The following is a 25,147-nucleotide window of genomic DNA, read 5'->3' as shown; positions in this document are numbered from 1 at the left end:
TCCAAATTTATTTCTGCTCTAATAAGTAGTTCACTAAATCATGGAACGCGACTTTTTGCTGATCGCCTGTTGCCATTGTTTTCACATTCACTGCCGCTTCGTCTAGCTCTGTTTCACCTAACACTAATACAAATTTTGCACCTAGGCGATCTGCTGCCTTCATTTGTGCTTTCATTTTGCGGTCAATGTAATCCATATCGGCAGAGATGCCTTTTGCACGGAAGGAGCTAATTAATTCCGCCGCCTTCATCTTCGCCGCATCATCAAGTGCTACAACAAATACGTCAAGCTCATCTTTTACATCAAGCTCCACACCCTCTGCCTCAAGAGCTAGCAATAAACGCTCGATGGAAAGTGCAAAGCCAATACCTGGCATATCAGGTCCGCCAATATCCTCTACTAACCCGTTATAGCGACCACCACCGCACAGCGTTGTAATCGCCCCAAAGCCTGCTGCTGTCGACATAATTTCAAATGTCGTGTGATTATAATAATCAAGCCCACGCACTAAATTTGGATCGATTTCATAGGCAATACCGAGCGTATCTAAATACATTTTTACTCTCTCAAAATACGCTGCTGATTCCTCTGTTAAATAATTCGGTAATGCAGGTGCTGAAGCCATTAACGGATGCTCCCGATCTACTTTACAGTCCAAAATACGCAGTGGATTTTTTTCTAAACGCTTTTGGCAATCTGTACAAAACTCGCCAATGCTTGGCTGGAAGTGCTCGATTAATGCCTGACGGTGCGCATCTCGCGTTTCTTTATCGCCTAATGAATTGAGCACCAGCTTAATGTCCTTTAAACCAACTGTGCTGTAAATATCCATGACTAACGCAATCACTTCTGCATCAATCGCTGGGTCTGCAGAGCCAATCGCCTCTACGCCAAACTGTACGAATTGGCGATAACGACCAGCTTGTTGACGCTCATAGCGGAACATTGGTCCCATATAAGAAAGCTTCACAGGCTGGTCTGGCTGCCCGAACATTTTGTGCTCAACATAGGCACGCACTGCTGAAGCTGTTCCTTCTGGGCGAAGCGTTAAAGAACGACCACCACGATCCTCAAATGTATACATTTCCTTTTGCACGATATCTGTCGTATCACCAACCCCACGTTGGAAAAGCTCTGTCGCTTCAAACATCGGTGTGCGAATTTCTTTATAGCGATAAAGATGACATAGCTCACGAATTCTCTCTTCAATTAACTGCCATTTTTCTGATTGTCCAGGTAAAATATCCTGTGTCCCTCTTGGTACTTTAAAGCTCATTTCAAATGCCTCCTTTTCTCAAAAAACAAAAAAGCCTTCGTCCCTTGCATAGCTATGCAAGGGACGAAAGCTTGTATCCATACTTCCGCGGTTCCACCCTAGTTGGTGTAAAAAGTTACACCCTCTCGATATTCGGATAACGGCCGATTCCGTTTTTCCCTACTATGCGTACGCATTTCGAGAAAAAGCCTCTCAAGTGTTATTCGCAATGAACGTACTGTAGGAAAAATTGCAGCCGATGTTTTTCCCTCTCTGTGTCAGCCCTAGTTATTGCTACTTGCTTGGTCGCTGGCGATTTGTTCTTTAATTTATACTTTATCATAATGATGTATACGGAACTTGTCAACCATTTTCAAAAAAACTATAGATTTTCGTGTCGAAATGCTTTTACAATATGAATAGCGTAGCCTTTAGCATTTGAAAGGAGTTGCTATAGTGAGAAAAGCGTTTATTTTATGGTTGATTTGCATCATGCTTGTAACAACGATGCTGCCAGCTACAGTGCACGATGTCAAGGCTGCTAAAGATGATTACATAGTCAATGCGGAAATTTTATATTTACGTGAAGGTCCTGGCTTATCGTACCCTATTTTAGAAACATTAAAAGAAGGCCAATTGCTTTCCTCAATTGAAGGGCAAGGTGACTGGATGCATGTTACAGTGGATGGCAAGGAAGGCTGGGTAGCCAAATGGTTGATTAAACAAGTAACCACAGAGGGACAGCAAAGCACCGACCAACAAATAGTCATTACACAGGTGGACAAGCTCAATGTTCGTTCAGAGCCTTCATTATCTGCAACCGTCCTAACACAGCTTCCATTAGGTACGGAGGCACAGCTACTTCAACAGCAGCAAGATTGGGCAGAAATCCAATATGGTAATGTTGTAGGATGGGTTTCTACGTTGTACATTACGATAAATGAAAAACCGTCAACACCTGTCACAGAGCCACCAGCTCAAGAGGAAGAGCAACCAGCTACTGAGACAGTTGAAAATGATCCAAACACCTTTACAGTTGTTGTCGATAAAGTTAATATCCGAAAAAAGGCAAATACCACATCGAAAATATTAGGTGTCGCAACAAAAGGACAGCAATTCAAAGTATTAAGCAGAAATAATAATTGGGTGGAAATTCAATATTCCAAAAAGAAATCAGGCTGGATTTATAGCTTTTACGGCACATTTACTGTCCAGCAAGAGGCACCAGCTGACCCATTAACACCTATTACGGAAAGCGTCACAATTATTTATAATGGGACAAATTTACGTGAGCAAGCTTCTACCTCATCTGCCGTTGTCCACCGTGCAGATGCTGGACAACAATATTCCATCATCGCTAAGGAAGGTGAATGGTATAAAGTGGCTGTTGATGACAAAGAGGCATATGTAGCAAACTGGGTTGTGTCAGCTTCACAGGACGAAGCTACGAAAGCTACTACGGCACCGTCACGCAAAAATGGAACGTTGCAAGGATTAACAATCGTTATCGACCCTGGACATGGTGGAAATGACCCTGGTACGACCGGTGTGCGTGGCACATATGAAAAAGGCTTAACATTGCAGACAGCCGAATTGCTAAAATCGAAATTACGTGCGGCAGGGGCAAATGTTGAGCTCACACGTGAAGCTGATGTTTTTGTTGATTTACGTAAGCGCATCGCTGTTGGGCATCAGGCAAATGCAGACGCCTTCATTAGCTTACACTACGATGCCAATGAGGTAAGCTCGGTTACAGGCTTTACAACGTATTACTATGGCGATACAAATAAAAAGCTTGCTGAAACTGTACAGCAAGGGCTAGAAGGTACCGTAAATTTACGCAGCCGTGGGGCACAATTTGGCAATTACTTAGTGCTGCGCGAAAATCGCCAAAATGCCATTTTAATTGAGCTTGGCTATTTAAGTAATGCCGCTGAGGAAGCAACAATTACAACCGACTATTACCGCGAGCAAGCAACGCTCGGTATTTATCAAGGCTTGTTAGATTATTTTAATCAATAAAAAAGATTGTCCGAAAAGCAGTACGTTAGACTGCTTTTCGGACAATCTCATGCTTTTAGATTAGATAGTTCACTGTGAAAAAGTGATAGCGTTCTTTGATAAGGTTGAAAACACTGAAACTGAACATCAGTACTTTTGCTTTCACTTTTAAACTAAATTAAGAGGGAATTCGCTTTTGTTTTACTACAGAAGATTGACAAAATGTTTCTCAAATTCTTCCTCTGTGTAAGTATGGACTTTTCTGAAATATAGCTTTTGAAATCGTTCTAAGTCAAATCGAATAAGTTCTTGCTTTCCTTTCGCTAAAAAATATTTAGCAATAGCATCTCTTGATTTAGAGTCTGCGATACTGTTCTTCTCTTGATTCGATACTGGATTTTTCTGTTGATTATATACCAAAATAAAATCAACTTTCTCACGTGTATCAGCAATTTTTGTGTTTGTTAAATCACAAAAAATCAATAAGCTATCTTTAATTTTACTTTTCACATTCGCTTTCGCATTCTTCATATTACCATTTTTAAACTCAATAAACGTAACATGACTTGTATGATAAGTGATAGCATCACAAGAGGATGCAACCTCCTCTGACAAGCCTAATCCATTCGCATACTGCGTCTTTACTTGATCAAAATCTACTGCTAGCATCTCAGAGTTTGTCATATAAACAATATTCGCCTTATCGCTGTCATCTTTAGATAACTCTTTTAAGGGTAAAAGATTATTTTGAAAAATAGGAAAACCTTCAATATTACTCATCCTGATACCTCTCATTTTCTAAATCTTGAAGAGGTCTTGCTAATTTGCTATAAATGGTCTCAATATTATTAGATACATCCTCAATCAAAGAAGTCTCTTCATTCACTGTTGCCAAATAATATTTACATTTGTTCGCAATGCCATGTTTGGCTGAATACACTTCAATCGCATTTAAGAAATAAGGGCTGTGGGTAGTCAATAAAATATGCATGCCAAATTCTTTTTGAATCAACACAATCAACTCCGCAAATAATAATTGCCACTCTGGATGTAAATGAATTTCAGGCTCATCCAAAATAATCGTGCCATTCGGCTTTAATACATCATTTGTCAATAAAGTTTTTAAAATAATAAATGTTTTTAAGCCAGATGAGAGGTTTCGTACATCTAATATTTTATCTGAGCTGCCTTTTTTATAGCCAAACCCTGTCTGACGAACTCTCACAACATCCCCACTACAAATAGCGTTGATTTTATTATAAATGTTCTCAAATTTATTTGTATTAATAATTTCATTAATTACCTTTGCTTCACTTTGTTCTCTAAAAAATTTACTCCTCAAATGATTTCGATGATTACTATATCTCCGAGGCAACCAAACATAAGGAGCTTCATCTAAAATAAATGGATCATCAATATAAATGGCTTCAGTTTTTAGTGCCATATTATTCTTAACCTCTGTCACAATATTATTTATTAAAGATATTGACATAATGAATTCCTTAATTGTTAGTTGAATTGAGCCTGTATTTTGAGTAAATATATTATTGATTTGACCATTAAACTCCACTTCTAATTTTTTATTTAAAATAGCCTTAATCACATCTTCACTAGGTATATTTAATATTGTCGATATGCTTTTACATGCTTCATCTAGATTTTCCTCATCTAAAAACTTCTCATCATACAAAGGCAGCATCATTAAAATATCTTGCTTTAGTTCCTCTATATTTGATAAATATTTCTTTCTATTATGAACAATAATATCTGCTTGTTTTTTTCTATCTTCAAGAACTAAAAATGCATGAATTTCATCTTTATATAGTCTATCTAGAATATCTTCAACGCTTTGGATACGCTCTTGCTTAATCTGCTCCTCAATCTGATAAAAACTATTGAACACCGCAAACAATGTTTTCCCAACTGTACTTTTCCCTGTATCATTTTCCCCTGCAATTACTGTTATTCCTTTTATTTCAACGGATGCTTCTTTAATTTTCCCTATATTTTTTAAGGATAATTTCATCTTTTTACATCCTTTCTTTCTCCATTTACATACAATTATTCTATGTTTTCTCTTCTTATTATAGCACGAGAACTAAATGTTCATACAGTAATGGCTGTCACAAAAGTCTCGCTTTAAGCAAACTTTTATAACAGCCACTTTTCATTTAGACTCCACAATAATCGTCACAGGACCATCGTTCACTAAGGCGACATCCATCATGGCACCGAAAATACCTGTTTCGACTTGCAAGCCGTATGTGCTTAGCTCCTCGTTGAAGGCTTGCCATAAACCTTGTGCATAATCAGGACGTGCTGCCTCGATAAAGCTTGGGCGACGCCCCTTTTTGACATCCGCATAGAGCGTAAATTGCGAGACAGATAAAATCGCACCACCCGCTTCTAAAATTGAGCGATTCATCTTGCCGTTTTCATCTTCATAAATACGCAATTCTGCAATCTTTTTTGCTACATACTGAATATCTTCTAGCGTATCTGTATGCGTAATACCGACTAGCAGCACATAGCCTTTGTTGATTGCTCCAGTTATGCTGCCATCCACTGTAACGGAAGCGTTTTTTGCACGTTGTAGCACAACTTTCATAAAAATCCCTCCGTTAGTTGATTACACGCTGCACTGAATAAACATCAGGCAATTGTTTAATTTTATCGACAACTTTATTTAATTCATTAATGCTTGAAATCGAAATTGTTAAATGCAATGTCGCCATTTTTTCTCGGTCTGCGCGTCCTGCAACAGCTAAAATATTCGTCTTTGACTCGCTAACGACCTGCATAACATCGTTTAAAATGCCGTGACGGTCATATGCAGAAATTTCAATATCAACAGGATATTGCTTGCGTTCTATTGCACCAGCTTCCCATTCTACAGCAATTAAACGCTCTTTATCATCATCTTGAATATTCGGACAATCTGCTCTGTGTACAGAAACACCGCGTCCTTTTGTAATAAAGCCAACGATTTCATCCCCTGGCACAGGCGTACAGCAGCGTGATAAGCGAATAAGTAAATTATCAATTCCTTTAACAATAACACCTGACTCTGTTGTGCGCTTTGGCTTCGGATTTTGCATTTCCTTAACGATTTTTTCAAGCGCTTCCTCTTGCTCGCGCTCCTTGCGCATTTTTTCCGCTAGGCGGTTGACGATTTGCTGTGCAGTGATGCCACCTACTCCGACAGCAGCATAAATATCATCTTCATGCGTATAATTGAATTTTTCAATAACGCGCTTCATATTTTCTGATGTTAGCACTTCTTTTACATCAAATTCCTGTGCTTTAATTTCTTTATCAATTAATTCTTTACCTTTGATAATGCTATCCTCACGCAAGTTTTTCTTGAAATACTGCTTAATTTTATTTTTTGCCTGTGAGCTTTGCGCAATTTTAATCCAATCGCGGCTTGGGCCAAACGATTGCTTTGATGTTAATACTTCAATAATATCGCCTGTTTTCAGTGGCGTATCGAGCGGTACCATTTTGCCGTTTACCTTTGCTCCGATTGTCTTATTGCCGACCTCTGAGTGCACGCGATAGGCAAAGTCAATCGGCACAGAGCCAGCTGGTAATTCGATGACATCGCCTTTTGGTGTAAAGACGTAAACCATATCTGAAAATAAGTCGAACTTTAACGATTCCATAAATTCTTCGGCATTGGAGGATTCATTTTGGAATTCTAAAATTTCACGGAACCAGCTTAATTTTTGGTCAATGCTTTCTTTATGGCGTTCCACCGTTTTACCTTCTTTATATGCCCAGTGTGCCGCAATCCCGTACTCAGCAATTTTATGCATTTCCTTCGTGCGAATTTGCACCTCTAATGGGTCACCATACGGACCGATAACTGTCGTATGTAACGATTGGTATAAGTTTTGCTTCGGCATGGCAATATAGTCTTTAAAACGACCTGGCATTGGCTTCCATAGCGTATGCACAATGCCGAGCACCGCATAACAATCTTTAATGCTATCAACTAAAATGCGCACAGCTAATAAATCGTAAATTTCATTGAATTGCTTTTTTTGCAGTACCATTTTGCGATAAATGCTATAAATATGCTTTGGTCGTCCATAAATATCTGCGTCAATCTCAATGTCATCTAGCTGTGATTTAATTTCATCCATGACATTATCTAAATACGCTTCACGCTCATCGCGCTTTTTCTTCATTAAACTGACGATACGATAATATTGCTGCGGATTTAAATAGCGGAGTGCTGTATCCTCCAGCTCCCACTTTACTGTGGAAATTCCTAAACGGTGGGCAAGTGGTGCAAAAATTTCTAGAGTTTCGTTGGAAATACGACGCTGCTTTTCACTAGGTAAATGCTTTAATGTACGCATATTATGCAAACGGTCTGCTAGCTTAATTAAAATAACGCGAATATCCTGTGCCATTGCAACAAACATTTTACGATGATTTTCTGCTTGTTGCTCCTCTTTCGACATATATTTAATTTTCCCGAGCTTTGTCACACCATCGACAAGCAAAGCAACTTCTTCGCTAAATTCCCGCACTAAATCTTCACGTGTCATTGTGGTATCTTCAACCACATCATGTAAAAAGCCTGCTGCAACAGTTGCTGGGTCCATTTGCAGCTCAGCCAATATGCCTGCTACTTGTACAGGGTGAATAATGTATGGTTCTCCTGAGCTACGGAACTGCTCTTTATGCGCTTCCTTTGCCACCTCATATGCTTTTTTCACAAAGTCAACATGTTCATTATTCATATACGATTTAACGAGCTCGAAAACATCTTCGGGCGCTAAAATTTGTTCTTTCGCCATTGTATATCCACCTTGTCCATAGATTTTCACGATTCATGTATAAACTCCATTTTATAAAAAAGAGATGTATGTTGTAAAGGTGCGTTATGCATGAAATTTTTCGTAACAGCAATCTTGGCAAGTAAAAAAGACTGCTTAGCAGGAAAATTCCCTTTCTAAGCAGCCTCTATTTTTTACGACTCTTCATACCCAAGTACAATTCCCTTCACTGTCTCTACTGGAATTAAACCGAAATAACTACTATCATACCCACGCCACCAAGCATCCACTAAAACAAAAATAGTTCCTTCCTCTACTGTAATAGCTGGCATTGCTAAATTATAATATGCCTCCGTTTGCTGCTCCTGCTCTTTCGTTTGCTTTCTTTTATTTTCTCTAGCATACCACTGCTCTTTATTCATTCCATACTTTGTGGCTTCACCATAAAACGCATCGAGGCGTTGGTCATTTATATATACTTTACCCTTTTTAATTTCCACGGTTTCTCCTGGTAAGCCAACTACCCTACCTAGAGTAGGCGATAACAAGTTAGGATTTTCTTTTAAAAATTGTGGTGGCACTTCATAATACACAATCAGCCCTCTTTGTAGCTCTGACACATTTGAAGAAACAACGAGCATACCGTGCACTTGCGTATACAAATCATGATCCCCTCTATCCATCGAATCTGCACGCCATTCTACTAAAAAGGTATCTGCCGTTTGCTCTACAGTTGTAAGCTTTTCAGGTGTTGTCGTATCTACAAGCACAGCCTCTTTGCGCAAGACAGTAAGCATGCCAATAGCAACAACAAGCACAAGCAGCACAACAATGATGATATAGCTTTTTTTCATTTAGCATCCCTCTTTCTATGAATTGGTAAATTTACTTCATTTTAAAAATACCATAAAAACACATTAATGTTTAATAATTTAGAGTTTGTATGTGAAACAAACTCAAGATATTGCTCTAACCTCCGTTAGAATAGATAAACTAGGCTATACGAACTGCACAACTAGGAAACACTTCAACAAAAAATAGGCGAGAAACGCAGATTTCAGCCTGCATTTCTCGCCTTTCCTCTTAATATTCAATCAATGTTTTAATTGGGTAGCTACCAATTTTGCCACGTCCGCTTAATTCTGTTAGCTCAATTAAAAATGCACAGCCTACAACGATACCGCCAAGTTGCTCAATTAGACGAATTGTTGCTTCTACTGTACCGCCAGTCGCTAATAAATCATCGCAAATCATTACTTTTTGACCTGGTTTAATCGCATCACGGTGCATCGTTAACGTGTCTTGTCCATACTCTAAGCCGTAATCCACGCTCACTACCTCACGTGGTAATTTACCTGGCTTACGCACTGGTGCAAAGCCGATTTCTAGCGCATATGCTACTGGGCAGCCAATAATAAAGCCGCGCGCCTCTGGTCCTACAATCACTTCTGCGCCTAATTCCTTCGCATATGTCACAATTTGATCTGTTGCATATTTATAGGCTTGACCATTATCCATAATCGTTGTAATATCTTTAAAACTTATTCCTTCTTTTGGCCAATTTTCGACCGTTGTTACGTATTGCTTTAAATCCATTTCCTAGTCCTCCCTAGACATTTGTCCATCTAACCATTGCTTTAGCTCACTATATGTTGCATATAACAGCTTTTGCTCTAATTGTATTTGTGCTGAACGTTCTTTGTATGACGGAGCTGTCTCCAATGCCTGTTTGGGTGCACTTTCAACGACTGTCGTCAGACCATTCTCTATTGTAACAAATCCTAACTCAAAAAACACCTTTGTCATAAAATTAATTACGTCAATATTTAGCCCAATATGCTTCGCAAGTGGCTCGATATGCTGCTGTAAAGCAAAGTTCGGGCGCTTCTTTAAAAAGCCATAGTACCAGCTAAAGTGCTGGCGCGTTGGCATGCCACTAAAATACTGCGATGAGGCTGTATAAAAATGGGCATAAATGCGCTGTGGCTGTAAGCGTTGCAGTAGCTCTGCTAAGCGCTCCTCATTAGGCGGTAAATCAAGCACCGCTACATATGGTTTTTGTCCCACTATTTGCTCCGCAAGCGTTACTGGCACATGCTGTTCGAAATAAGGTACAAGCTGCTTATCAAAAACAACAAATAGCGTTTCTTCCTGTGGAATATTCACGAGCTGCTTTTTCCCACGTAAATCGAATAATTGCCATTCGTTTGATTGCACATCCTGTACCATAAATTGTGGCTTTTTGCGGTTTTGCCATTCATTAATTTGTAAATCACCAACAAAAGATAAAGCGACACCATAGGATATTTCATTAAATAAATAGCCTTTGTTAAAGCCAACTGCATCCATCGTACAATAGCCATCATCCAGCTCTAATTTTAAATGATTTTCATTTGCGCCAATTTTACGCATGGCACTTACCTTTACTTGCTCTAACGCGAAAACAGGCTTTGGAAAATCTGTACCGAATGGACCGAGCTGCCCGATTTCTTCAATTGCCTCTACTGTGATCTCACTTAACTCTAGAGGAATATCAATTGTGAGCTTCGGAATGAGCTGTTCCTCTGTTAAACAAGCCTTTGCCTGCTCATTTAAACGCATTTGTAGCTGCTCTACATGCGCTGCTGCTAAGGTCATACCTGCTGCCATTGGATGCCCCCCGAAATGTGGCAAGATATCGCGATTTTTTGCTAGCTCGTTGAATAAATGGAAGCCCTCGATACTGCGGGCTGAGCCTTTCGCTGTCCCCTTCTCTGTATCAAGTGATAGCACAATTGTTGGTCGATAGTATTGTTCAACAAGCATTGAAGCAACAATTCCTACAACACCTGGATTCCAGCCTTCCTGTGCCACAACTAACACATGCGCATTTTTTAGCTTGTCATCTGACTCAATCATAGCAACTGCTTCTTCCGTAATAGTCGCAACAATATTTTTACGCTCCGCATTTTTACTATTTAGCAGCTCAGCTAGCTCCTTCGCTGTTTCCATATCTTCACTCTTCATAAAGTGGACACCTGGCATTGCATCTCCGAGGCGCCCAATGGCATTCAAGCGTGGTCCAAAATAAAAGCCAATCGTTTCCTCGTTAATTTCTGCTTGCTTCGCACTTGCTACTTTACAAAAAGCTTCAACCCACGGGCTTTGTGACTGGCGTAAATGCTTAATTCCTTGCTTAACGATATAGCGATTTTCATCGACTAAAGGAACTAAGTCGGCAATTGTGCCGATTGCTGCTAGCTCATATAAATGCGTAGGTATTTCTCCATATAAGGCATGTGCCACTTTCAAGGCAACACCGACACCTGCAAGCTCACCGAAAGGATAATGCCCCTCTGGTACACGTGGATGGATAATCACATCCGCAGGTGGTAACACTTCTCCTGCCTCATGGTGATCTGTCACAATGACATCCATACCTAGCTCCTTCGCTACACGGATCGGCTCAATACCGCTAATGCCGTTATCGACGGTAATAATTAATTGCACACCCTTTTCATGCGCTTCACGGAATAATTGCTCATTTGGGCCATAGCCATGCGCAAAGCGATTTGGTATAACAAAATCGACATCTGCTCCTAAGTCCAGCAATGTATGGAGCATGACGGTCGTACTCGTAATACCATCGGCGTCATAGTCACCGTAAATTAATATTTTTTCTCCAGCTTCAAGCGCCTGTTCAATGCGCGCAACTGCTTTGTCCATATTATGTAATAAAAATGGATCATGTATGGCCTGTTCATCCATTGATAATATTTTTTGTGCTTGCTCAACCGTTTGGCAGCCACGTGCTACTAAAATTTTTGCCGCGATTGGCGATAGCTTTAATTGCTTTTGCAAATGCTCTACATGCTGTTCATTTGGGCGTTGGATTACCCATTTTTTGTTTATACTCGCCATTTCATTCACTTCCTTTAACGTTCTCATTATACCAATAATAAAGTAAAAGAACCCTTTGAAAAGCAAAATACTTTTTCAAGGGCTCTCTCCATTATTGCTCTTCGTCTGGTATAATTTCTTGCTCTACGTTTGGCAATTGCACATGTTGTTGTTTCGTTAATTGCTTTTCTTTCGCATGCAAATCTTTTTCTAAATGCTGTATTTCCTCATTTTTTTGCGCTACATCTTTTGTCAATTGCTCAATTTGCTGGTCTCGTTGCTCTACATCTTTTGTTAAATGCTTAATTTGACGCGTCTTGCTAAACAAATTGAAAAAAACAAACGATGCTGAGATCACAGCGCCGATCAAGGCTGAGCCTAAAATAACAAGGATCAGCGGCCAATATGCCTCCCCAAAAATATAGTTAACAGGCACTTGGTCCACATTGACAACCGCAAAGATGGCGATGATAATGGCAAAAACTAAGCCGATTAATAATGTCCATTGGTTTTTCATAAATACACTACCTCCTCTATTCTCTCTATTTTATCCTGTATTTGGTTGTGCGTAAATCAAATTCAGCCTGTTGATATATTAATGAATGGCTAAAAAGATAGCTTTTATCATTTTATTCTCCGTATCTTCCAAAAGCTCCTTTTTCTATTATAAATTGATACTTTTCCTTGCCCTCTTTATAAATAAGCTCAATTTCTGCTTGAATTAAGTCTTCTAAAGAATTCGCTACGACAAGGCGTTGCCATGATTCATTTTGTAGCTCTATAATTTGTCCGTATGTTCCTGTTGGGCTTGGGTCGGTATCGATTAATAAATAATCACCATTGCGCCCTTCCGCAAAAGGAATCCACTTCGAATTACAATAGCCATCTATCTTTAGCTTATTAGAAAATATATCACTTGGCTCTGGCTCTATCTCCATATTTAATAATTGTCGTTCTTTCACAATATTTTGAAATGGTAAAAGATCATATTGCCAGCCATTAATCGAGAAGCAAAATGCAGAGGTAACTGGATGCCATTTCACATTATGTATTTTATAAAAATTGGTTAACGCTGCTGGCAGTGCTAATTGTCGTGTAGCTTCTTCTAGCTGTTGCGCTGTAATGCCCTGTGTCAAATTATAGTAATCATTATTTTCTTGCATCATGCTACGAAGTGCCTCTTGCCATTGATTCCATAACGCAATCAAATGCGTGTATTGTTCATCTACAGGTAATGGTTCAATATGTGGTTGCTCTACAGCATGATATTTCTCTATTGAAATGCCCTGTATCTTGCCTTGCTCCAAGTCAAACCATGCGCTAATCCCATTCATAATAAAGGCGCCACCTCGATCGCCATCAAATAGTTTTATTCGTTCATCTTGATGCTGTGCAAAATAGCTGTGAGCTTCTGTATCATTTATGAGGAATTGCCCATCAAATGGATGATTTGGTGCATAATCGTATGTTTCTAGCGTAAAATATACATTTAGGCTTTCGACAATCTGACCATTTTTAGAAAAGGCACAAATCCCCAAGCTTGACCATGTGTAGACGTGATTGTATTTTTTTATCGTCAAATGTGCAGGTCCTAAAATCTCCTCTAGCTGAGTAATCGCAATCGGCAGCATAATGTCTACTGCATTTATTTGAAACTTATCCGGATTCAATGTAATATGCGCCATATGAAGCTCCCTTCTATTTTAGAAAAAACAAAAAGGCTGTTGAGAAAGACAGATATACATCCACTTTTTCAACAGCCAATAGCTTATACAACAGGCTCGTCTGTACCCCATTGTTTTTTCTCTTTTTTCACGACAGCGCCGCCTGTTTTATTCATTTCACGTACTTTTAATGAATACCAGATTTGCGCTGCGATACAGATAGATGAATACATACCTGTCACAAGACCGATTAATAAGGCGATAGAGAAGTTTTGAATCGATGGTGCTCCTAAGAAAATCAATGCCACAACAACGATAATTACCGTTAAAACTGTATTGACAGAGCGTCCCATTGTTTGACGAAGCGATCTGTTGACGATATTCGCCAGCTCTTCTTTCGTCTCAATCTTCCCTGCATGGTCAACATTTTCACGAATACGGTCAAATGTCACAATCGTATCGTTAATGGAATAACCAACAATCGTTAACACCGCGGCAATAAATGTAATTTCTACCTCTAGACGCAGCAAGCTGAAAATCGCCACAATGAAGAATACGTCATGCAGTAAGGAAATAATCGTACCGATACCCATGCGCCACTCAAAGCGAATCGCTACATAAATAATGATACCAATTGTCGAAATGATTAATGCTTTAATGGCATTTTTCACAAGCTCTTCTCCAACTGTTGAGGACACCGCACTTACACTTGGCTCATGTCCAAAGTCCTCTTTGATTTTTGCCTTTAAATCTAAAATTTCCTGCTGTGAAAATTCTACTTTATAACGAGCGACTGCAGTATTTTGCTCTTCACCCGAAATCACAACATCTTCATTGGCAATGCCAATTTTATCGAAATATGCCACCATTTCCTCTTGCGTAACCGCACGGTCTGCTAAAACTTCCACACGTGTACCACTTGAGAAATCGATGCCTAAATTTAAGCGGAAAATACCGATAATGGCGATACCTACAACTAAAATAATTACTGAGAAAGCATAAAACTTACGACGATGCCCTACAAAGTCAAGGCGATCAAATTTCGTTGTTAAATCAAGCGCTTTATAGCCCTCTTCTAATTTATGCTGCTTCGATTTTGCAATGCCGTACCAAGCAGGGTTATCAAAGTAGCCGCTATTAACAAGTAAGCCTAACAGCATGCGAGAGCCCCAAACAGCTGTCACGAAGCTTAATAAAATCGTAATAATTAATGTTGTCGCAAAGCCTTTAACAGAGCTTGTCCCGAAATAGAATAAAACGATGGCTACAAGCAATGTTGTTAATTGTGCATCGACAATCGCAGATAGCGATTGCTTCGAGCCGAGTCGGAATGCATCTTTCGCATCATGACCAACGCGCAGCTCTTCCCGAATACGCTCGGCCGTTAAAATGTTGGCATCAACAGCCATCCCAATCCCAAGCACAACTGCGGCAATCCCTGGTAGCGTTAATACCGCATTAATACCATTGAAGACAACGAGGACAAGATACGTAAAGACCGTTAATGTCACAATCGCAATGATACCTGGTAAACGGTAATACAGCAGCATGAATACGAAAATAACGAGTACCCCAACTACACCTGCAAATACCGTGCTTGTTAATGCTTTTTCACCGAATTGTGCCCCAACAGAAGTTGAGTAAATTTCTGTTAATTTTACAGGCAATGAGCCTGAGTTTAAAATGGATGCAAGAGTTTTCGTCTCATCTACTGAGAAGTTCCCTTGAATCATTACATTTGTTGTATTTAATACTTGATCTACTGTTGCAGCAGAGGCAAATTTAGGATTTTCCTTCCCTGCTTCTGCTTCATAAGAGTCTACACCTTCTTCAAAGTCTAGCCAAACAACCAGTAGATTTTTACCTGGTCCTTTTTCTAGCACTTTTTGAGTTGCTTCTGCAAATTTCGATGCATCCTTCAATGTTAATGTCACAATCGGCTGGTTACGATCGCCAAATGTTGCGTTTGCACCATTTTCTTTTAAATCCGTGCCGTCCAATAAAATATTATCGTCCACATCGCGGAATGTTAAGTTTGCCGTACTTGATAAAAGCTCACGAGCAGATGATTGGTCATCTAAGCCAGCTAGCTGTACACGAATACGGTTTTCCCCTTCTACTGCAATGGAAGGCTCACTCACACCAAAGGCATTGACACGTCGGTTTAACGCTTCGTTCGTATCAGTTAACACATTCGGTGTCACCTTTGATCCATCCAATGTTTCCACTTTGTATAATACTTCAAAGCCACCTTGTAAATCCAAGCCGAGTTTTACTTTGTCTAAAACTCCTTGAACCGTTGTACCCATACCTGTAAATAGCAATAAAACAATTAGTGTAAAGGTAATAATACGGTTTGCTAATTTCATTGTAAATCCTCCTCTAAACTTAACGCACGAATTTGTGCATAATCAATTACGCCTTGGCATAATTGCGTCTGGATTTTTTCGAGCAAGCTCTTAACTGACCTGCATCATGCAGGCCTTCTCATCAAAATCCGTGACATCCGCTGGGGCCTTTCTCTTGGTTCAGTTAATATTTGGACATTCATTAAACCATGAGAAAAAGCGCCTATGCGCCATGTTCTCCGTTCACTTATGTAGCGGCTACATGATGCAGCCTTAAAAAGCCATTCTAAAAAACGAATGCACACAATATGCTTATTATGAAACACGATTGGCTAGCTGTCAAATATTGAATAACACATTTTTCTTCATCTAGCCTATCTTTTTATTATTGTTCACAGACTATTACTTTTTGCGTGAAATAGCACGGCAGCTAGCTCGCTTTGTAAATCCAATGCTTGATGAGATACGAATCGATGATAATTTAATACTTCCGATGGTGTTAAATCAAAAACTGTTGCTACTATCTCTGCAATAGGTAAGCTTTCAATTTCTTTTTTACGCCATTTCCGATCGATGCAATAATTCCAAAGCTCCTCCTCTGTTAGTGATCGATATTGAAGAAAACGAAATTCTTCTATCTTGCTTTGAAGCACAACATACACATGGTCAAAAAGCTCGTTATAACGAATCGTCATCATAGCCCACCTCTGTTTGAAAGTTGTAATCACTACTCGTCCTGCATACAAATAGTGTATATCAAAAAAGATAAATTGAGAAGGGATGGCGCTAGTGGCATCATTTATCAAAGGTACAATTTTTTTAATCGTTGTCATTTTTTTATCGAAATGCTTCGGCTTTCTTTATCGCATGCAATTTATGCGTGTTGCAGGAGAAGAGGCAGTTGGTATTTATATGACCGCTTATCCAACCTTTATTTTTTTCATTTCTATCGCCCAGCTCGGCTTGCCAATTGCTGTAGCAAAGCTGACAGCAGAGCTTCGAGCAAAAAAGCGCGATGCCGATGTACAAGCCGTTATGGCAAAGGCTATTTTTATTTCCACAATTGCCATTATCATCTTATTGCCGCCTCTTTATTTTTCATTGCCATGGCTAGCGCGCACATTGCTGCAAAATGAAGCGATTGCCCTTACATTAAAGGTATCACTGCTAACGGTGCCAATCGTTGTTTATGCAAGCTTAATTAAAGCGTATTTGCAAGGCTTAGCAAAAATTACACCTACCGCTTGGGCACAATTACTTGAGCAAGTATTACGCATCGCGCTCGTTACGCTGCTTTTGCCCTACTTTGTTCATACAGATGCGAGTCTTACCGCAGCAGGTGCTATGCTTATTACATTGCTCGGTGAAATTTTCTCCTTGCTATTTTTAGCCTTTCATTATGCTAAGGAGAAATATAGTCAAAAGACAAATAGTTATCCCGCTGCACCACTATTTCGCATTGCCCTGCCTTCTGCTGGTAGTAAAATGTTTGGCACCTTTACATGGTTTTTAGAGCCGATTATTTTTTTAAAAGCATTAACCGTTTCAGGGCTTGCCGCCACTGCCGCCACTACGCTGTATGGTGTTATTTCAGGTGTGCATATTCCATTACTGCTATTTCCATCGTTCATACCAAATGCGTTAGCTATCGTCCTGATTCCAGCCGTTAGCGATGCTGTTGCACGCAATAATACCGCGGTACTAACCGAGCGTGTCGCTGTTTCCTTGCGCCTTTCTTCTATTATCGGCTGCTTCGCCGCCACATATTTTTTCATTTATGGTGACGAGCTTGCAATGAAGCTTTTTCACTTAGAGGAAAATCGGGGCTTTATGAAAATTTTGGCACCTATTTTTTACTTTTATTATGTGCAAAGTCCTTTGCACTCCATTTTACAGGCTGTTGATGAGGCACGTGCCGCGATGATGAATTCTGTCTATGGCGGTTTAGCCAAGCTCTTTATTTTATTTGCGCTCGCCTCCCAGCCATTTATCCAAGAAAAGGGAGCAATTATTGCGATTGGCTTTGGTGTATTAATTACATCATTTTTACATATCGCTACATTGCGTCAGCATCCTCGCATCGGTGTCGGCTATCAAATTTTTGTTGTACCTTATGGGATATTTATCGTCGTCGCGACGTTTCAATCATTTATTTCATTGACAGGGCATTTTTGGATTGATAATGCGATCACATTGCTCATGGTGACATTTTTACTTATCATTATGCGCCAAATTCGCTGGACAGATTTGCGTTATTTACGAGCTATTTTTTCGCGACTTTAATTGCACATACAATTGTCCTCCCTCATAAGAGGCATAAAAAACACGCTTTACCGAATAAACGCCTTGTGCACGTAGCTCATCCTCCAGCCACTCTTCTGTTTTGCCAATTAAACGTAAGTGCTTTTTATCCAAATAACCATCGACAATAATTGGCAAAACGAAGGCTGGTCCATCTTTCATATAAATGGATAGCTTTCCTGATTGCTCTAAAAAAGCAAAGGCAATCGATTGCACAGAGCTGATGCCTTGCTCGCGCATTTGCTGAAATAAATCATCTAAATTATAACGCTGCTTCACCATCGCATTTTCTAAAATCACCCCATCGCGTACAACAATCGTTGGATCTCCGTCAATTACATCACGCAAGCGCTTATTTTTTAAAATAAAAATGGCATTTATATATTGAATAGCAAACAGTAATATAATTGGTAAAACAGATTTAAAAAATGGCTTATCCACGTCTTCAAGAGCCAGGGCAGCAACTTCCGCAATTAGTACATATACCGCTACATCCAAAATACTTAATTCACCTAATTCACGCTTGCCCATAATGCGAAAGACAAACAGCACAAGGAAATAAAGAAAAATTGTTCGCGCAATAATTAATAAATACTCTTCCATACGCAAAAACCCTCTTTTTGCTTATTGTGAGCAGAAAGAGGGTTTTTATACTATTTTCTAACCATTTTGATAACGTTTATTTAATTGAAATTAACTCTGCAATAATATTACCTTTTCCATCTGTTGATTTAATAAGCCCTACTCCCTTCACAAAATAGTGGCGGTAATTATTTGGATGCTTTAAAATAACAACATTATGGAAAGTACCTGCTTTTACAGTTATTGTCTTCGATGTACTTTCTACAAAAATTTTATCTAATTCCCTTTCTTCCCCTATATTTACCGACCATCCATATGTATATGTTCCCTCTTTCATTGGATACATATAAATATACCACGGTACCGTTCCTGTACCAATCCATAGTTCTTTTGCCGTTGAGCCTTTCCGAACAACATCTACAATCGAGATGTCCGCGTAACTATCACCAACATTCGAATATAAACCAACGTTAGAACTGAATGTTTTATCTGAGGCATATTGAGGTTTGTCCTCGCCAAGAGTATAGTACTTGCTCTTAACATTCCCTAAAATATCTGGAATATATACAAGTTCAAGTCCTACTTTAGGATATAATCCACCTGTCACAACAGGCGCTTCTTTTTTATTCGGATTTTTCGCAGATAAAGCCGAAGAATATACATAGCCTTTTTGCTTACCAACTTGAATATGTGACCATTCCTTTGTTGTACCTAAAACTGTGACCGCTGTTTTATTTTTTACTGTACTCAATTGCTTAGCGTCTTTTGCCGGTTTGTCACGTAAAATAATATCGCTTTTAGCATTGACATACATCGTTTTGCCCGTAGCTTCGATTTTGTCACTTGGATAGACGGTACCTAATACTACCAATAAAAGTGCTATCATTACAATAATAATTCGCTTCATACTTTTTCTCTCCTTTATGCTAAGAGGATTTAAAAAAATCATACCATTTCCCTAACAAAATAAGCAATATATAGTGGAGTAGAAAAAACCTTTAGCTTTGTGAGGCTCTAGTAAATAAAAAAACTGCTAGAAAAGTAGCATTTCCTACTTTTCTAACAGCTTCTAGTCAATTAGTCTACTACAACGCGACCAATTGCTTGTCTTTCAAATTTCACACGTACGTTATCTGCAATGATTAAATATACAAATGCATCTTCAATCGCATCTACTTCACCATGTAAGCCACCAATTGTCACAACGCGATCACCGCGTTTAATGCTGTTTTGCATTTCTGCCGTCGCTTTTTGTCTTTTTTGTGCTGGACGGATTAAAATAAACCACATCGCAACGAACATGATTAAAATTGGTACTAGTTGCATTAATGTGCCACTCAAAGTATTTCCCCCTTTCAAAATCTCACTTTTTAAGTATAGTATAAACGATACTAAAAAAGCGATTAGAAAACTATTTTTTTCTGAAATTTTCTACTTTCGTCACTTTTTCGCTTAGAAGTTTTTCGGATTCGGCACATTATAGCCATATTTCTCGAAAAATTCTTCCTTAAAGTCTCCTAAACGGTCTTCACGAATTGCTTGACGTACATCTTCCATTAATTTAATTAAGAAGCGTAAGTTATGGTAAGACGTTAAACGTAAGCCGAACGTTTCCTCTGTGCGCAGTAAATGACGTACATAAGCACGCGTATAGTTTTTACATGTGTAGCAATCACAGTTTTCATCAATTGGACGGAAATCGCGTGCGTATTTTGCATTTTTAATGACCATACGCCCTTCCGATGTCATTAATGTACCATTGCGTGCGATACGTGTTGGTAATACGCAGTCAAACATATCGATACCACGAATCGCGCCATCAATCAGAGAGTCTGGTGAGCCAACGCCCATTAAATAGCGCGGCTTGTTTTCAGGCATTAAGGGTGCAGTAAATTCGAGTACACGGTTCATGATATCCTTTGGTTCACCTACAGATAAACCACCGATTGCATAGCCTGGGAAATCTAATTCAACAAGTGCCTCTGCGGAACGACGGCGCAAGTCCTCGTATTCCCCTCCTTGAATAATACCAAATAAGCCTTGCTCCTCTGGACGTGCATGTGCTTCTTTACAGCGCTTTGCCCAACGCGTTGTGCGATCAACAGATTGCAGCATATAATCATATGTTGCTGGATATGGTGGACATTCATCAAAAGCCATCATAATATCTGAGCCTAAATCATTTTGAATTTCCATCGCCTTTTCAGGGCTTAAAAATAGCTTATCGCCATTTAAATGGTTGCGGAAATAAACGCCCTCTTCCTCAATTTTACGGAATTTGCTTAAAGAAAATACTTGGAAGCCGCCTGAATCCGTTAAAATTGGGCGATCCCAGTTCATAAATTTATGCAAACCACCCGCCTCTTTGACAATATCATTACCTGGACGTAACCATAAATGATAAGTGTTTGATAAAATAATGCCTGCATCCATTTCCTTTAGTTCTTCTGGTGACATTGCTTTCACCGTTGCCTGTGTTCCAACAGGCATAAATGTTGGCGTTTCAAACGAGCCATGTGGCGTATGCACGATGCCTAAGCGTGCCCCTGTTTGCTTACATGTTTTAATTAATTCATAGCGTATTGCTGGTTGTGTCATTGAAAAAAATCCCTCTCTCTTAAAGGTAAAAACAGTACCTCGGATTTAACTATGTGACGATGCACACAAAAATTTATTTTATAATGTGTTGCTATAAATAGCAATTTATTTTACTGGACGGATAAACATCGCATCGCCGAAGCTAAAGAAGCGATATTTTTCGTCTACAGCCTCTTTATAGGCATGCAAAATCGTTTCCTTACCTGCTAAAGCGCTCACTAGCATCACCAAGGTCGATTTTGGCAAATGGAAGTTCGTAATCAAGCCGTCCACCGCCTTAAATTCGTAGCCAGGATAAATGAAAATAGCTGTCCAGCCTTGCTCTGCAACGATTTTCCCATCGTGCTTTGAGGCAACCGTTTCGAGTGTACGTGTCGATGTCGTACCGACAGCAATCACTTTGCCACCATTCGCTTTTGTGCGGTTAATAATAGCAGCCGTTTCTTCAGATACGCTATAAAATTCGGAATGCATATCATGATCTTCAATTGATTCAACGCTAACAGGGCGGAATGTACCTAAACCAACATGCAATGTGACGAAAGCAATATCTACACCTTTTGCACGAATCGCCTCTAGCAATGGCTCTGTAAAATGCAGGCCTGCTGTTGGTGCAGCGGCTGAGCCGCGCTCCTTTGCATACACCGTTTGGTAGCGCTCCTGATCGTCAAGCTTTTCACGAATATATGGCGGTAAAGGCATTTCCCCTAAGCGCTCTAAAATTTCATAAAAAATACCTTCGTATTGGAATTTAAAAATGCGTCCACCATGGTCAAGCTCCCCAATGCACTCCGCACGTAATAAGCCTTCACCAAACGTCACAATCGTACCGATTTTCACACGTTTAGCAGGCTTCACTAACGTTTCCCATTCATCGTCATTCGTTTGCTTTAATAGCAATAGCTCAATATTTGCACCTGTATCCTCCTTGACACCCATTAAGCGTGCAGGTAATACGCGCGTATCATTCAAGACAAGGCAATCCCCTGCATGCAATTCATCTACAATACGCGCAAATTGATGATGCTCTAGCTCCGTAGAATGGGGGTTAACGACTAATAGACGACTTGCAGTGCGGTCTAATAGCGGTGTTTGGGCAATTAATTGTTCTGGTAAATCAAAATCAAAATCTTCTACTTTCATAACAAACGTCCTTTATTTAAGATTGTTGTGGCGCTATGCCAAAATGTTCATATGCAAGTGCTGTTGCAATACGCCCTCGTGGCGTTCGTTGGACAAAGCCAATTTGCAGTAAATACGGCTCGTACACATCTTCAATCGTCACGCGCTCCTCGCCGATAGATGCTGCAATCGTATCTAAACCAACAGGACCGCCACGGAAACGCTCTAGCATTGCAAGCATCAGCTTATGGTCAATATGGTCTAAGCCGAGCGGATCGACTTGCAGTAATTCAAGTGCCTGCTGTGCAAGCGACAGCGAAATTTGCCCGTTACCAATGACCTGTGCATAATCACGTACTCGCTTTAATAAACGATTCGCTATACGAGGTGTTCCTCTTGAGCGACGAGCAATTTCATAGGCGGCAGTTTCGTCCATTTCCACATCGAAAAGTTGCCCACTGCGCATGACAATTTGAGCTAATGCGTCCTCATCGTAAAATTCAAGACGCAATAGGACACCAAAGCGATCGCGTAATGGGGCTGATAATGCACCTGCACGCGTTGTCGCACCAACTAATGTAAACGGGGGCAAGTCCAAGCGAATGGAGCGTGCTTCTGGTCCTTTGCCGACAACGATATCTAAGCAAAAATCCTCCATCGCAGGATACAGCACTTCCTCAATCGCACGTGGCAGGCGATGAATTTCATCAATAAATAATACATCGCCAGGCTCTAGGCTGCTCACAATTGCCGCTAAATCACCTGGTCGCTCAATCGCTGGTCCACTTGTCATACGCACTTGTACACCCATCTCATTGGCAATAACTGTAGCTAATGTCGTTTTCCCAAGCCCTGGTGGTCCGTAAAGTAGCACATGGTCTAAGCATTCCTGTCGCTGCTTCGCCGCTTCTATGAAAATTTTCAAGTTATCCTTCACTTGATGCTGCCCAATATATTGTGCAAGTGACTGCGGGCGTAAAGAATACTCGAGCTGTTCCTCCGCCGCATTCGCTTCGCTCGAAATCACTCGATCTGCCATTGTTAATTCCTCCTACTTTAATTTCAATAGTAGCTGTAACGCCTGCTTCATATAAGCATCCGTCGTCATTAATGTCTCATCCGCTTCAAGCTGAGGCTGTATCTTTGCTAACTCACGCTCTGCATAGCCAAGTGCTGTTAATGCTAATAGTGCCTCTTCTAGCTCATGCTTATACGGATTAACGCCGAATAATGGCAGCTCTTTCTCTGCGCTCGGGAGCTCCACATTGTCTAACAGCGCTCCAAGCTTTCCTTTTAAATCTAAAATCATTTGGCGTGCCGTTTTTTTCCCTACACCTGGGAATTTCACTAAAAAGGACTCGTCCTCCATTTCAATCGCTTGAATAACTTGGACAGGGTTGCCTGTCGCTAAAATCGCCAAGGCGCCCTTTGGTCCGATTCCTGAAACTTGGATGAGCTTGCGGAATAATTCACGCTGATCTAAGCTTGTAAATCCATATAAAAATTGCGCATCCTCACGCACATGCATATGTAAAAAAACTTGTTGCTCATTCGCTGTTTTTTGAAAGGCAAATGGATTCGGTGTAAACAATCGCCAGCCAATTCCTTGCTGCTCTATGACGATGTATTCAGGCGTTATACGCGTCACCTGTCCTTTTAAATAATCATACATCTTTCATCCCTCACAATCATGCATTCATTATAGCATATTTGTTCGGCATTTCTGTACAACGAACTAGCAAATGTCTGAAAAGCACGCACAATGCTTTTCAGACATCTTTCTAGTATTGCTCGATTTGTGCAATTAATTTTGGCCAATGTCGTAATGCTTTTTTAGTAAACGGTATTAAGTAATCTAAAAAAGGCTCGCGCTCTTCCTTATCTAACTGCAAAATATATAGCCATTCTCGCAACAGCTCATTAGGATAGTAAATATAAGAGAGCTGCGTCTTACAAATCTCTGTATAAGGATGCTCCTTTAAAAGCAATGCTACATCATAATCGACATTTGGGAGCGCTCGGTGCATCCATAAAATCATCTCATCAATTGGAGAGCCAAGCACCGCTAAATCAAAATCAATTAGCAGCATGCCGTGCTCTGTTTTCAAAAAATTATGATGCACTACATCGCCATGTAATAAGGTTGCTTCCCCTAATTGCATTGGAACTGGCTGCATATTGCGTAAGCCTTTATATGCCATTTGAATAATTGTTTCATAGTCATTTTTCAAATACTGTGTTAAGGCCTGTTCGTGCATTAAAAAGCGCTCAAATCGTGCACGCCATTTTCGCGGTAGGTGTTGACGTGGTAATGGCTCCAATTGCCAATTAATGCTTGTGCTCGTATCATGAAGTGCCTGTAAACAATTAACAGCCGCCAATCGCTCTTCCTTTTCTTGAAAGCGGGCGCTACGCCCCTCATGCCACTTTTGAATCACAAGCCCATCGTTGTTGTTCGCTATCGGAATATGATAAGGAAAATGGATATTAGCTAGTTTTTGATGAATATTTTTAACTTTTTTTTCAATCACTATATCATCATATTTTTTAACAAAAAATGCGCCTGCTGCCGTTTGCCATTTCCAGCAATTGTGCTTAATGTACATA

The 25,147-nt window shown here is 39.9% G+C and carries 22 protein-coding genes and 1 other annotated feature; of the genes, 2 read left to right on the top strand and 20 right to left on the bottom strand.

Features of this window, described 5'->3' with window-relative positions; genetic code table 11:
- Positions 1–7: 7 nt before the first annotated feature.
- The gene (gene hisS, locus R6U77_RS13225) at positions 8–1,276 is read right to left on the bottom strand and encodes a histidine--tRNA ligase (protein WP_319835984.1); all 1,269 of its coding nucleotides are present in this window, start codon (positions 1,274–1,276) and stop codon (positions 8–10) included.
- A 56-nt stretch (positions 1,277–1,332) separates the two neighbouring features.
- Positions 1,333–1,574 (bottom strand) — a binding site (T-box leader).
- Between the two features lie 137 nt (positions 1,575–1,711).
- On the opposite strand from hisS, the gene R6U77_RS13220 reads away from it, so the two are divergent.
- Positions 1,712–3,277 carry an N-acetylmuramoyl-L-alanine amidase family protein gene (locus tag R6U77_RS13220; RefSeq protein WP_319835983.1) on the top strand — a complete coding sequence of 522 codons (1,566 nt, stop codon included), beginning with the start codon at positions 1,712–1,714 and terminating at the stop codon, positions 3,275–3,277.
- A 183-nt stretch (positions 3,278–3,460) separates the two neighbouring features.
- Here the strand turns inward: R6U77_RS13220 and R6U77_RS13215 are convergent, their stop codons facing one another.
- The 11 genes from R6U77_RS13215 to R6U77_RS13165 all read right to left on the bottom strand — a co-directional run bounded on the left by R6U77_RS13215 (position 3,461) and on the right by R6U77_RS13165 (position 16,632).
- Positions 3,461–4,036, bottom strand: a complete 576-nt coding sequence (locus R6U77_RS13215; RefSeq protein ID WP_319835982.1) for a hypothetical protein — start codon at positions 4,034–4,036, stop codon at positions 3,461–3,463.
- Positions 4,029–5,282 carry an AAA family ATPase gene (locus R6U77_RS13210; RefSeq protein ID WP_319835981.1) on the bottom strand — a complete coding sequence of 418 codons (1,254 nt, stop codon included), beginning with the start codon at positions 5,280–5,282 and terminating at the stop codon, positions 4,029–4,031. The genes R6U77_RS13215 and R6U77_RS13210 overlap by 8 nt, the downstream gene beginning before the upstream one ends.
- Before the next feature lie 141 nt (positions 5,283–5,423).
- On the bottom strand, positions 5,424–5,864 hold the full coding sequence (gene dtd, locus R6U77_RS13205) for a D-aminoacyl-tRNA deacylase (protein ID WP_319835980.1): 441 nt from the start codon (positions 5,862–5,864) through the stop codon (positions 5,424–5,426).
- Positions 5,865–5,877: 13 nt separating this feature from the next.
- On the bottom strand, positions 5,878–8,067 hold the full coding sequence (locus R6U77_RS13200) for a RelA/SpoT family protein (protein WP_293920724.1): 2,190 nt from the start codon (positions 8,065–8,067) through the stop codon (positions 5,878–5,880).
- Positions 8,068–8,240: 173 nt separating this feature from the next.
- Positions 8,241–8,900: a signal peptidase I gene (gene lepB, locus R6U77_RS13195; RefSeq protein WP_319835979.1), complete on the bottom strand. Its 660-nt coding sequence runs from the start codon at positions 8,898–8,900 to the stop codon at positions 8,241–8,243.
- Positions 8,901–9,129: 229 nt separating this feature from the next.
- On the bottom strand, positions 9,130–9,642 hold the full coding sequence (locus tag R6U77_RS13190) for an adenine phosphoribosyltransferase (protein WP_319835978.1): 513 nt from the start codon (positions 9,640–9,642) through the stop codon (positions 9,130–9,132).
- A 3-nt stretch (positions 9,643–9,645) separates the two neighbouring features.
- Positions 9,646–11,946, bottom strand: a complete 2,301-nt coding sequence (gene recJ, locus R6U77_RS13185) for a single-stranded-DNA-specific exonuclease RecJ (protein ID WP_319835977.1) — start codon at positions 11,944–11,946, stop codon at positions 9,646–9,648.
- A 91-nt stretch (positions 11,947–12,037) separates the two neighbouring features.
- Positions 12,038–12,442, bottom strand: coding sequence for a LapA family protein (locus R6U77_RS13180; RefSeq protein ID WP_319835976.1), 405 nt, complete (start codon positions 12,440–12,442; stop codon positions 12,038–12,040).
- A 112-nt stretch (positions 12,443–12,554) separates the two neighbouring features.
- Positions 12,555–13,610 carry an SMI1/KNR4 family protein gene (locus R6U77_RS13175; protein WP_319835975.1) on the bottom strand — a complete coding sequence of 352 codons (1,056 nt, stop codon included), beginning with the start codon at positions 13,608–13,610 and terminating at the stop codon, positions 12,555–12,557.
- Positions 13,611–13,693: 83 nt separating this feature from the next.
- Positions 13,694–15,958, bottom strand: a complete 2,265-nt coding sequence (secDF, locus tag R6U77_RS13170) for a protein translocase subunit SecDF (RefSeq protein ID WP_319835974.1) — start codon at positions 15,956–15,958, stop codon at positions 13,694–13,696.
- 371 nt (positions 15,959–16,329) lie between these two features.
- Positions 16,330–16,632, bottom strand: a complete 303-nt coding sequence (locus tag R6U77_RS13165; protein WP_319835973.1) for a post-transcriptional regulator — start codon at positions 16,630–16,632, stop codon at positions 16,330–16,332.
- A 94-nt stretch (positions 16,633–16,726) separates the two neighbouring features.
- On the opposite strand from R6U77_RS13165, the gene R6U77_RS13160 reads away from it, so the two are divergent.
- On the top strand, positions 16,727–18,220 hold the full coding sequence (locus tag R6U77_RS13160; protein WP_293920736.1) for a putative polysaccharide biosynthesis protein: 1,494 nt from the start codon (positions 16,727–16,729) through the stop codon (positions 18,218–18,220).
- Here the strand turns inward: R6U77_RS13160 and R6U77_RS13155 are convergent.
- The 8 genes from R6U77_RS13155 to R6U77_RS13120 all read right to left on the bottom strand — a co-directional run bounded on the left by R6U77_RS13155 (position 18,194) and on the right by R6U77_RS13120 (position 25,146).
- Positions 18,194–18,841 (bottom strand): DUF421 domain-containing protein, encoded by a 648-nt coding sequence (locus R6U77_RS13155; RefSeq protein ID WP_293920739.1) that lies wholly within the window; start codon positions 18,839–18,841, stop codon positions 18,194–18,196. The two genes, R6U77_RS13160 and R6U77_RS13155, sit on opposite strands and share 27 nt — an antisense overlap.
- A 76-nt stretch (positions 18,842–18,917) precedes the next feature.
- Positions 18,918–19,727: an SH3 domain-containing protein gene (locus tag R6U77_RS13150; protein WP_319835972.1), complete on the bottom strand. Its 810-nt coding sequence runs from the start codon at positions 19,725–19,727 to the stop codon at positions 18,918–18,920.
- 170 nt (positions 19,728–19,897) lie between these two features.
- Positions 19,898–20,146, bottom strand: coding sequence for a preprotein translocase subunit YajC (yajC, locus tag R6U77_RS13145; protein ID WP_293920785.1), 249 nt, complete (start codon positions 20,144–20,146; stop codon positions 19,898–19,900).
- A 126-nt stretch (positions 20,147–20,272) separates the two neighbouring features.
- Positions 20,273–21,418: a tRNA guanosine(34) transglycosylase Tgt gene (tgt, locus tag R6U77_RS13140; protein WP_293920741.1), complete on the bottom strand. Its 1,146-nt coding sequence runs from the start codon at positions 21,416–21,418 to the stop codon at positions 20,273–20,275.
- Between the two features lie 105 nt (positions 21,419–21,523).
- Positions 21,524–22,561 (bottom strand): tRNA preQ1(34) S-adenosylmethionine ribosyltransferase-isomerase QueA, encoded by a 1,038-nt coding sequence (gene queA, locus R6U77_RS13135; protein ID WP_319835971.1) that lies wholly within the window; start codon positions 22,559–22,561, stop codon positions 21,524–21,526.
- Between the two features lie 16 nt (positions 22,562–22,577).
- Positions 22,578–23,579 (bottom strand): Holliday junction branch migration DNA helicase RuvB, encoded by a 1,002-nt coding sequence (gene ruvB / locus R6U77_RS13130; RefSeq protein ID WP_293920744.1) that lies wholly within the window; start codon positions 23,577–23,579, stop codon positions 22,578–22,580.
- Positions 23,580–23,591: 12 nt separating this feature from the next.
- Entirely contained in the window at positions 23,592–24,212 is a 621-nt protein-coding gene (ruvA, locus tag R6U77_RS13125; RefSeq protein ID WP_319835970.1) for a Holliday junction branch migration protein RuvA, read from the bottom strand.
- A gap of 109 nt (positions 24,213–24,321) precedes the next feature.
- A complete protein-coding gene (locus R6U77_RS13120) occupies positions 24,322–25,146 on the bottom strand; it encodes a phosphotransferase (RefSeq protein WP_293920749.1) in 825 nt (274 codons plus the stop codon).
- Position 25,147 lies beyond the last annotated feature (1 nt).

The sequence above is a fragment of the Lysinibacillus louembei genome (assembly GCF_033880585.1).
GTDB lineage: Bacteria > Bacillota > Bacilli > Bacillales_A > Planococcaceae > Metasolibacillus > Metasolibacillus louembei.
Note: the sequence above shows the minus strand (reverse complement) of the source record. Positions and strands in the feature narration are given on the sequence as shown.

What these genes read in the sequence shown, in the direction of transcription:
- hisS (WP_319835984.1), bottom strand. Translation starts at nt 1,276, where the DNA reads ATGAGCTTTAAAGTACCAAGAGGGACACAGGATATTTTACCTGGACAA.
- R6U77_RS13215 (WP_319835982.1), bottom strand. Translation starts at nt 4,036, where the DNA reads ATGAGTAATATTGAAGGTTTTCCTATTTTTCAAAATAATCTTTTACCC.
- R6U77_RS13210 (WP_319835981.1), bottom strand. Translation starts at nt 5,282, where the DNA reads ATGAAATTATCCTTAAAAAATATAGGGAAAATTAAAGAAGCATCCGTT.
- dtd (WP_319835980.1), bottom strand. Translation starts at nt 5,864, where the DNA reads ATGAAAGTTGTGCTACAACGTGCAAAAAACGCTTCCGTTACAGTGGAT.
- R6U77_RS13200 (WP_293920724.1), bottom strand. Translation starts at nt 8,067, where the DNA reads ATGGCGAAAGAACAAATTTTAGCGCCCGAAGATGTTTTCGAGCTCGTT.
- lepB (WP_319835979.1), bottom strand. Translation starts at nt 8,900, where the DNA reads ATGAAAAAAAGCTATATCATCATTGTTGTGCTGCTTGTGCTTGTTGTT.
- R6U77_RS13190 (WP_319835978.1), bottom strand. Translation starts at nt 9,642, where the DNA reads ATGGATTTAAAGCAATACGTAACAACGGTCGAAAATTGGCCAAAAGAA.
- recJ (WP_319835977.1), bottom strand. Translation starts at nt 11,946, where the DNA reads ATGGCGAGTATAAACAAAAAATGGGTAATCCAACGCCCAAATGAACAG.
- R6U77_RS13180 (WP_319835976.1), bottom strand. Translation starts at nt 12,442, where the DNA reads ATGAAAAACCAATGGACATTATTAATCGGCTTAGTTTTTGCCATTATC.
- R6U77_RS13175 (WP_319835975.1), bottom strand. Translation starts at nt 13,610, where the DNA reads ATGGCGCATATTACATTGAATCCGGATAAGTTTCAAATAAATGCAGTA.
- secDF (WP_319835974.1), bottom strand. Translation starts at nt 15,958, where the DNA reads ATGAAATTAGCAAACCGTATTATTACCTTTACACTAATTGTTTTATTG.
- R6U77_RS13165 (WP_319835973.1), bottom strand. Translation starts at nt 16,632, where the DNA reads ATGACGATTCGTTATAACGAGCTTTTTGACCATGTGTATGTTGTGCTT.
- R6U77_RS13155 (WP_293920739.1), bottom strand. Translation starts at nt 18,841, where the DNA reads ATGGAAGAGTATTTATTAATTATTGCGCGAACAATTTTTCTTTATTTC.
- R6U77_RS13150 (WP_319835972.1), bottom strand. Translation starts at nt 19,727, where the DNA reads ATGAAGCGAATTATTATTGTAATGATAGCACTTTTATTGGTAGTATTA.
- yajC (WP_293920785.1), bottom strand. Translation starts at nt 20,146, where the DNA reads ATGCAACTAGTACCAATTTTAATCATGTTCGTTGCGATGTGGTTTATT.
- tgt (WP_293920741.1), bottom strand. Translation starts at nt 21,418, where the DNA reads ATGACACAACCAGCAATACGCTATGAATTAATTAAAACATGTAAGCAA.
- queA (WP_319835971.1), bottom strand. Translation starts at nt 22,561, where the DNA reads ATGAAAGTAGAAGATTTTGATTTTGATTTACCAGAACAATTAATTGCC.
- ruvB (WP_293920744.1), bottom strand. Translation starts at nt 23,579, where the DNA reads ATGGCAGATCGAGTGATTTCGAGCGAAGCGAATGCGGCGGAGGAACAG.
- ruvA (WP_319835970.1), bottom strand. Translation starts at nt 24,212, where the DNA reads ATGTATGATTATTTAAAAGGACAGGTGACGCGTATAACGCCTGAATAC.
- R6U77_RS13120 (WP_293920749.1), bottom strand. Translation starts at nt 25,146, where the DNA reads ATGTACATTAAGCACAATTGCTGGAAATGGCAAACGGCAGCAGGCGCA.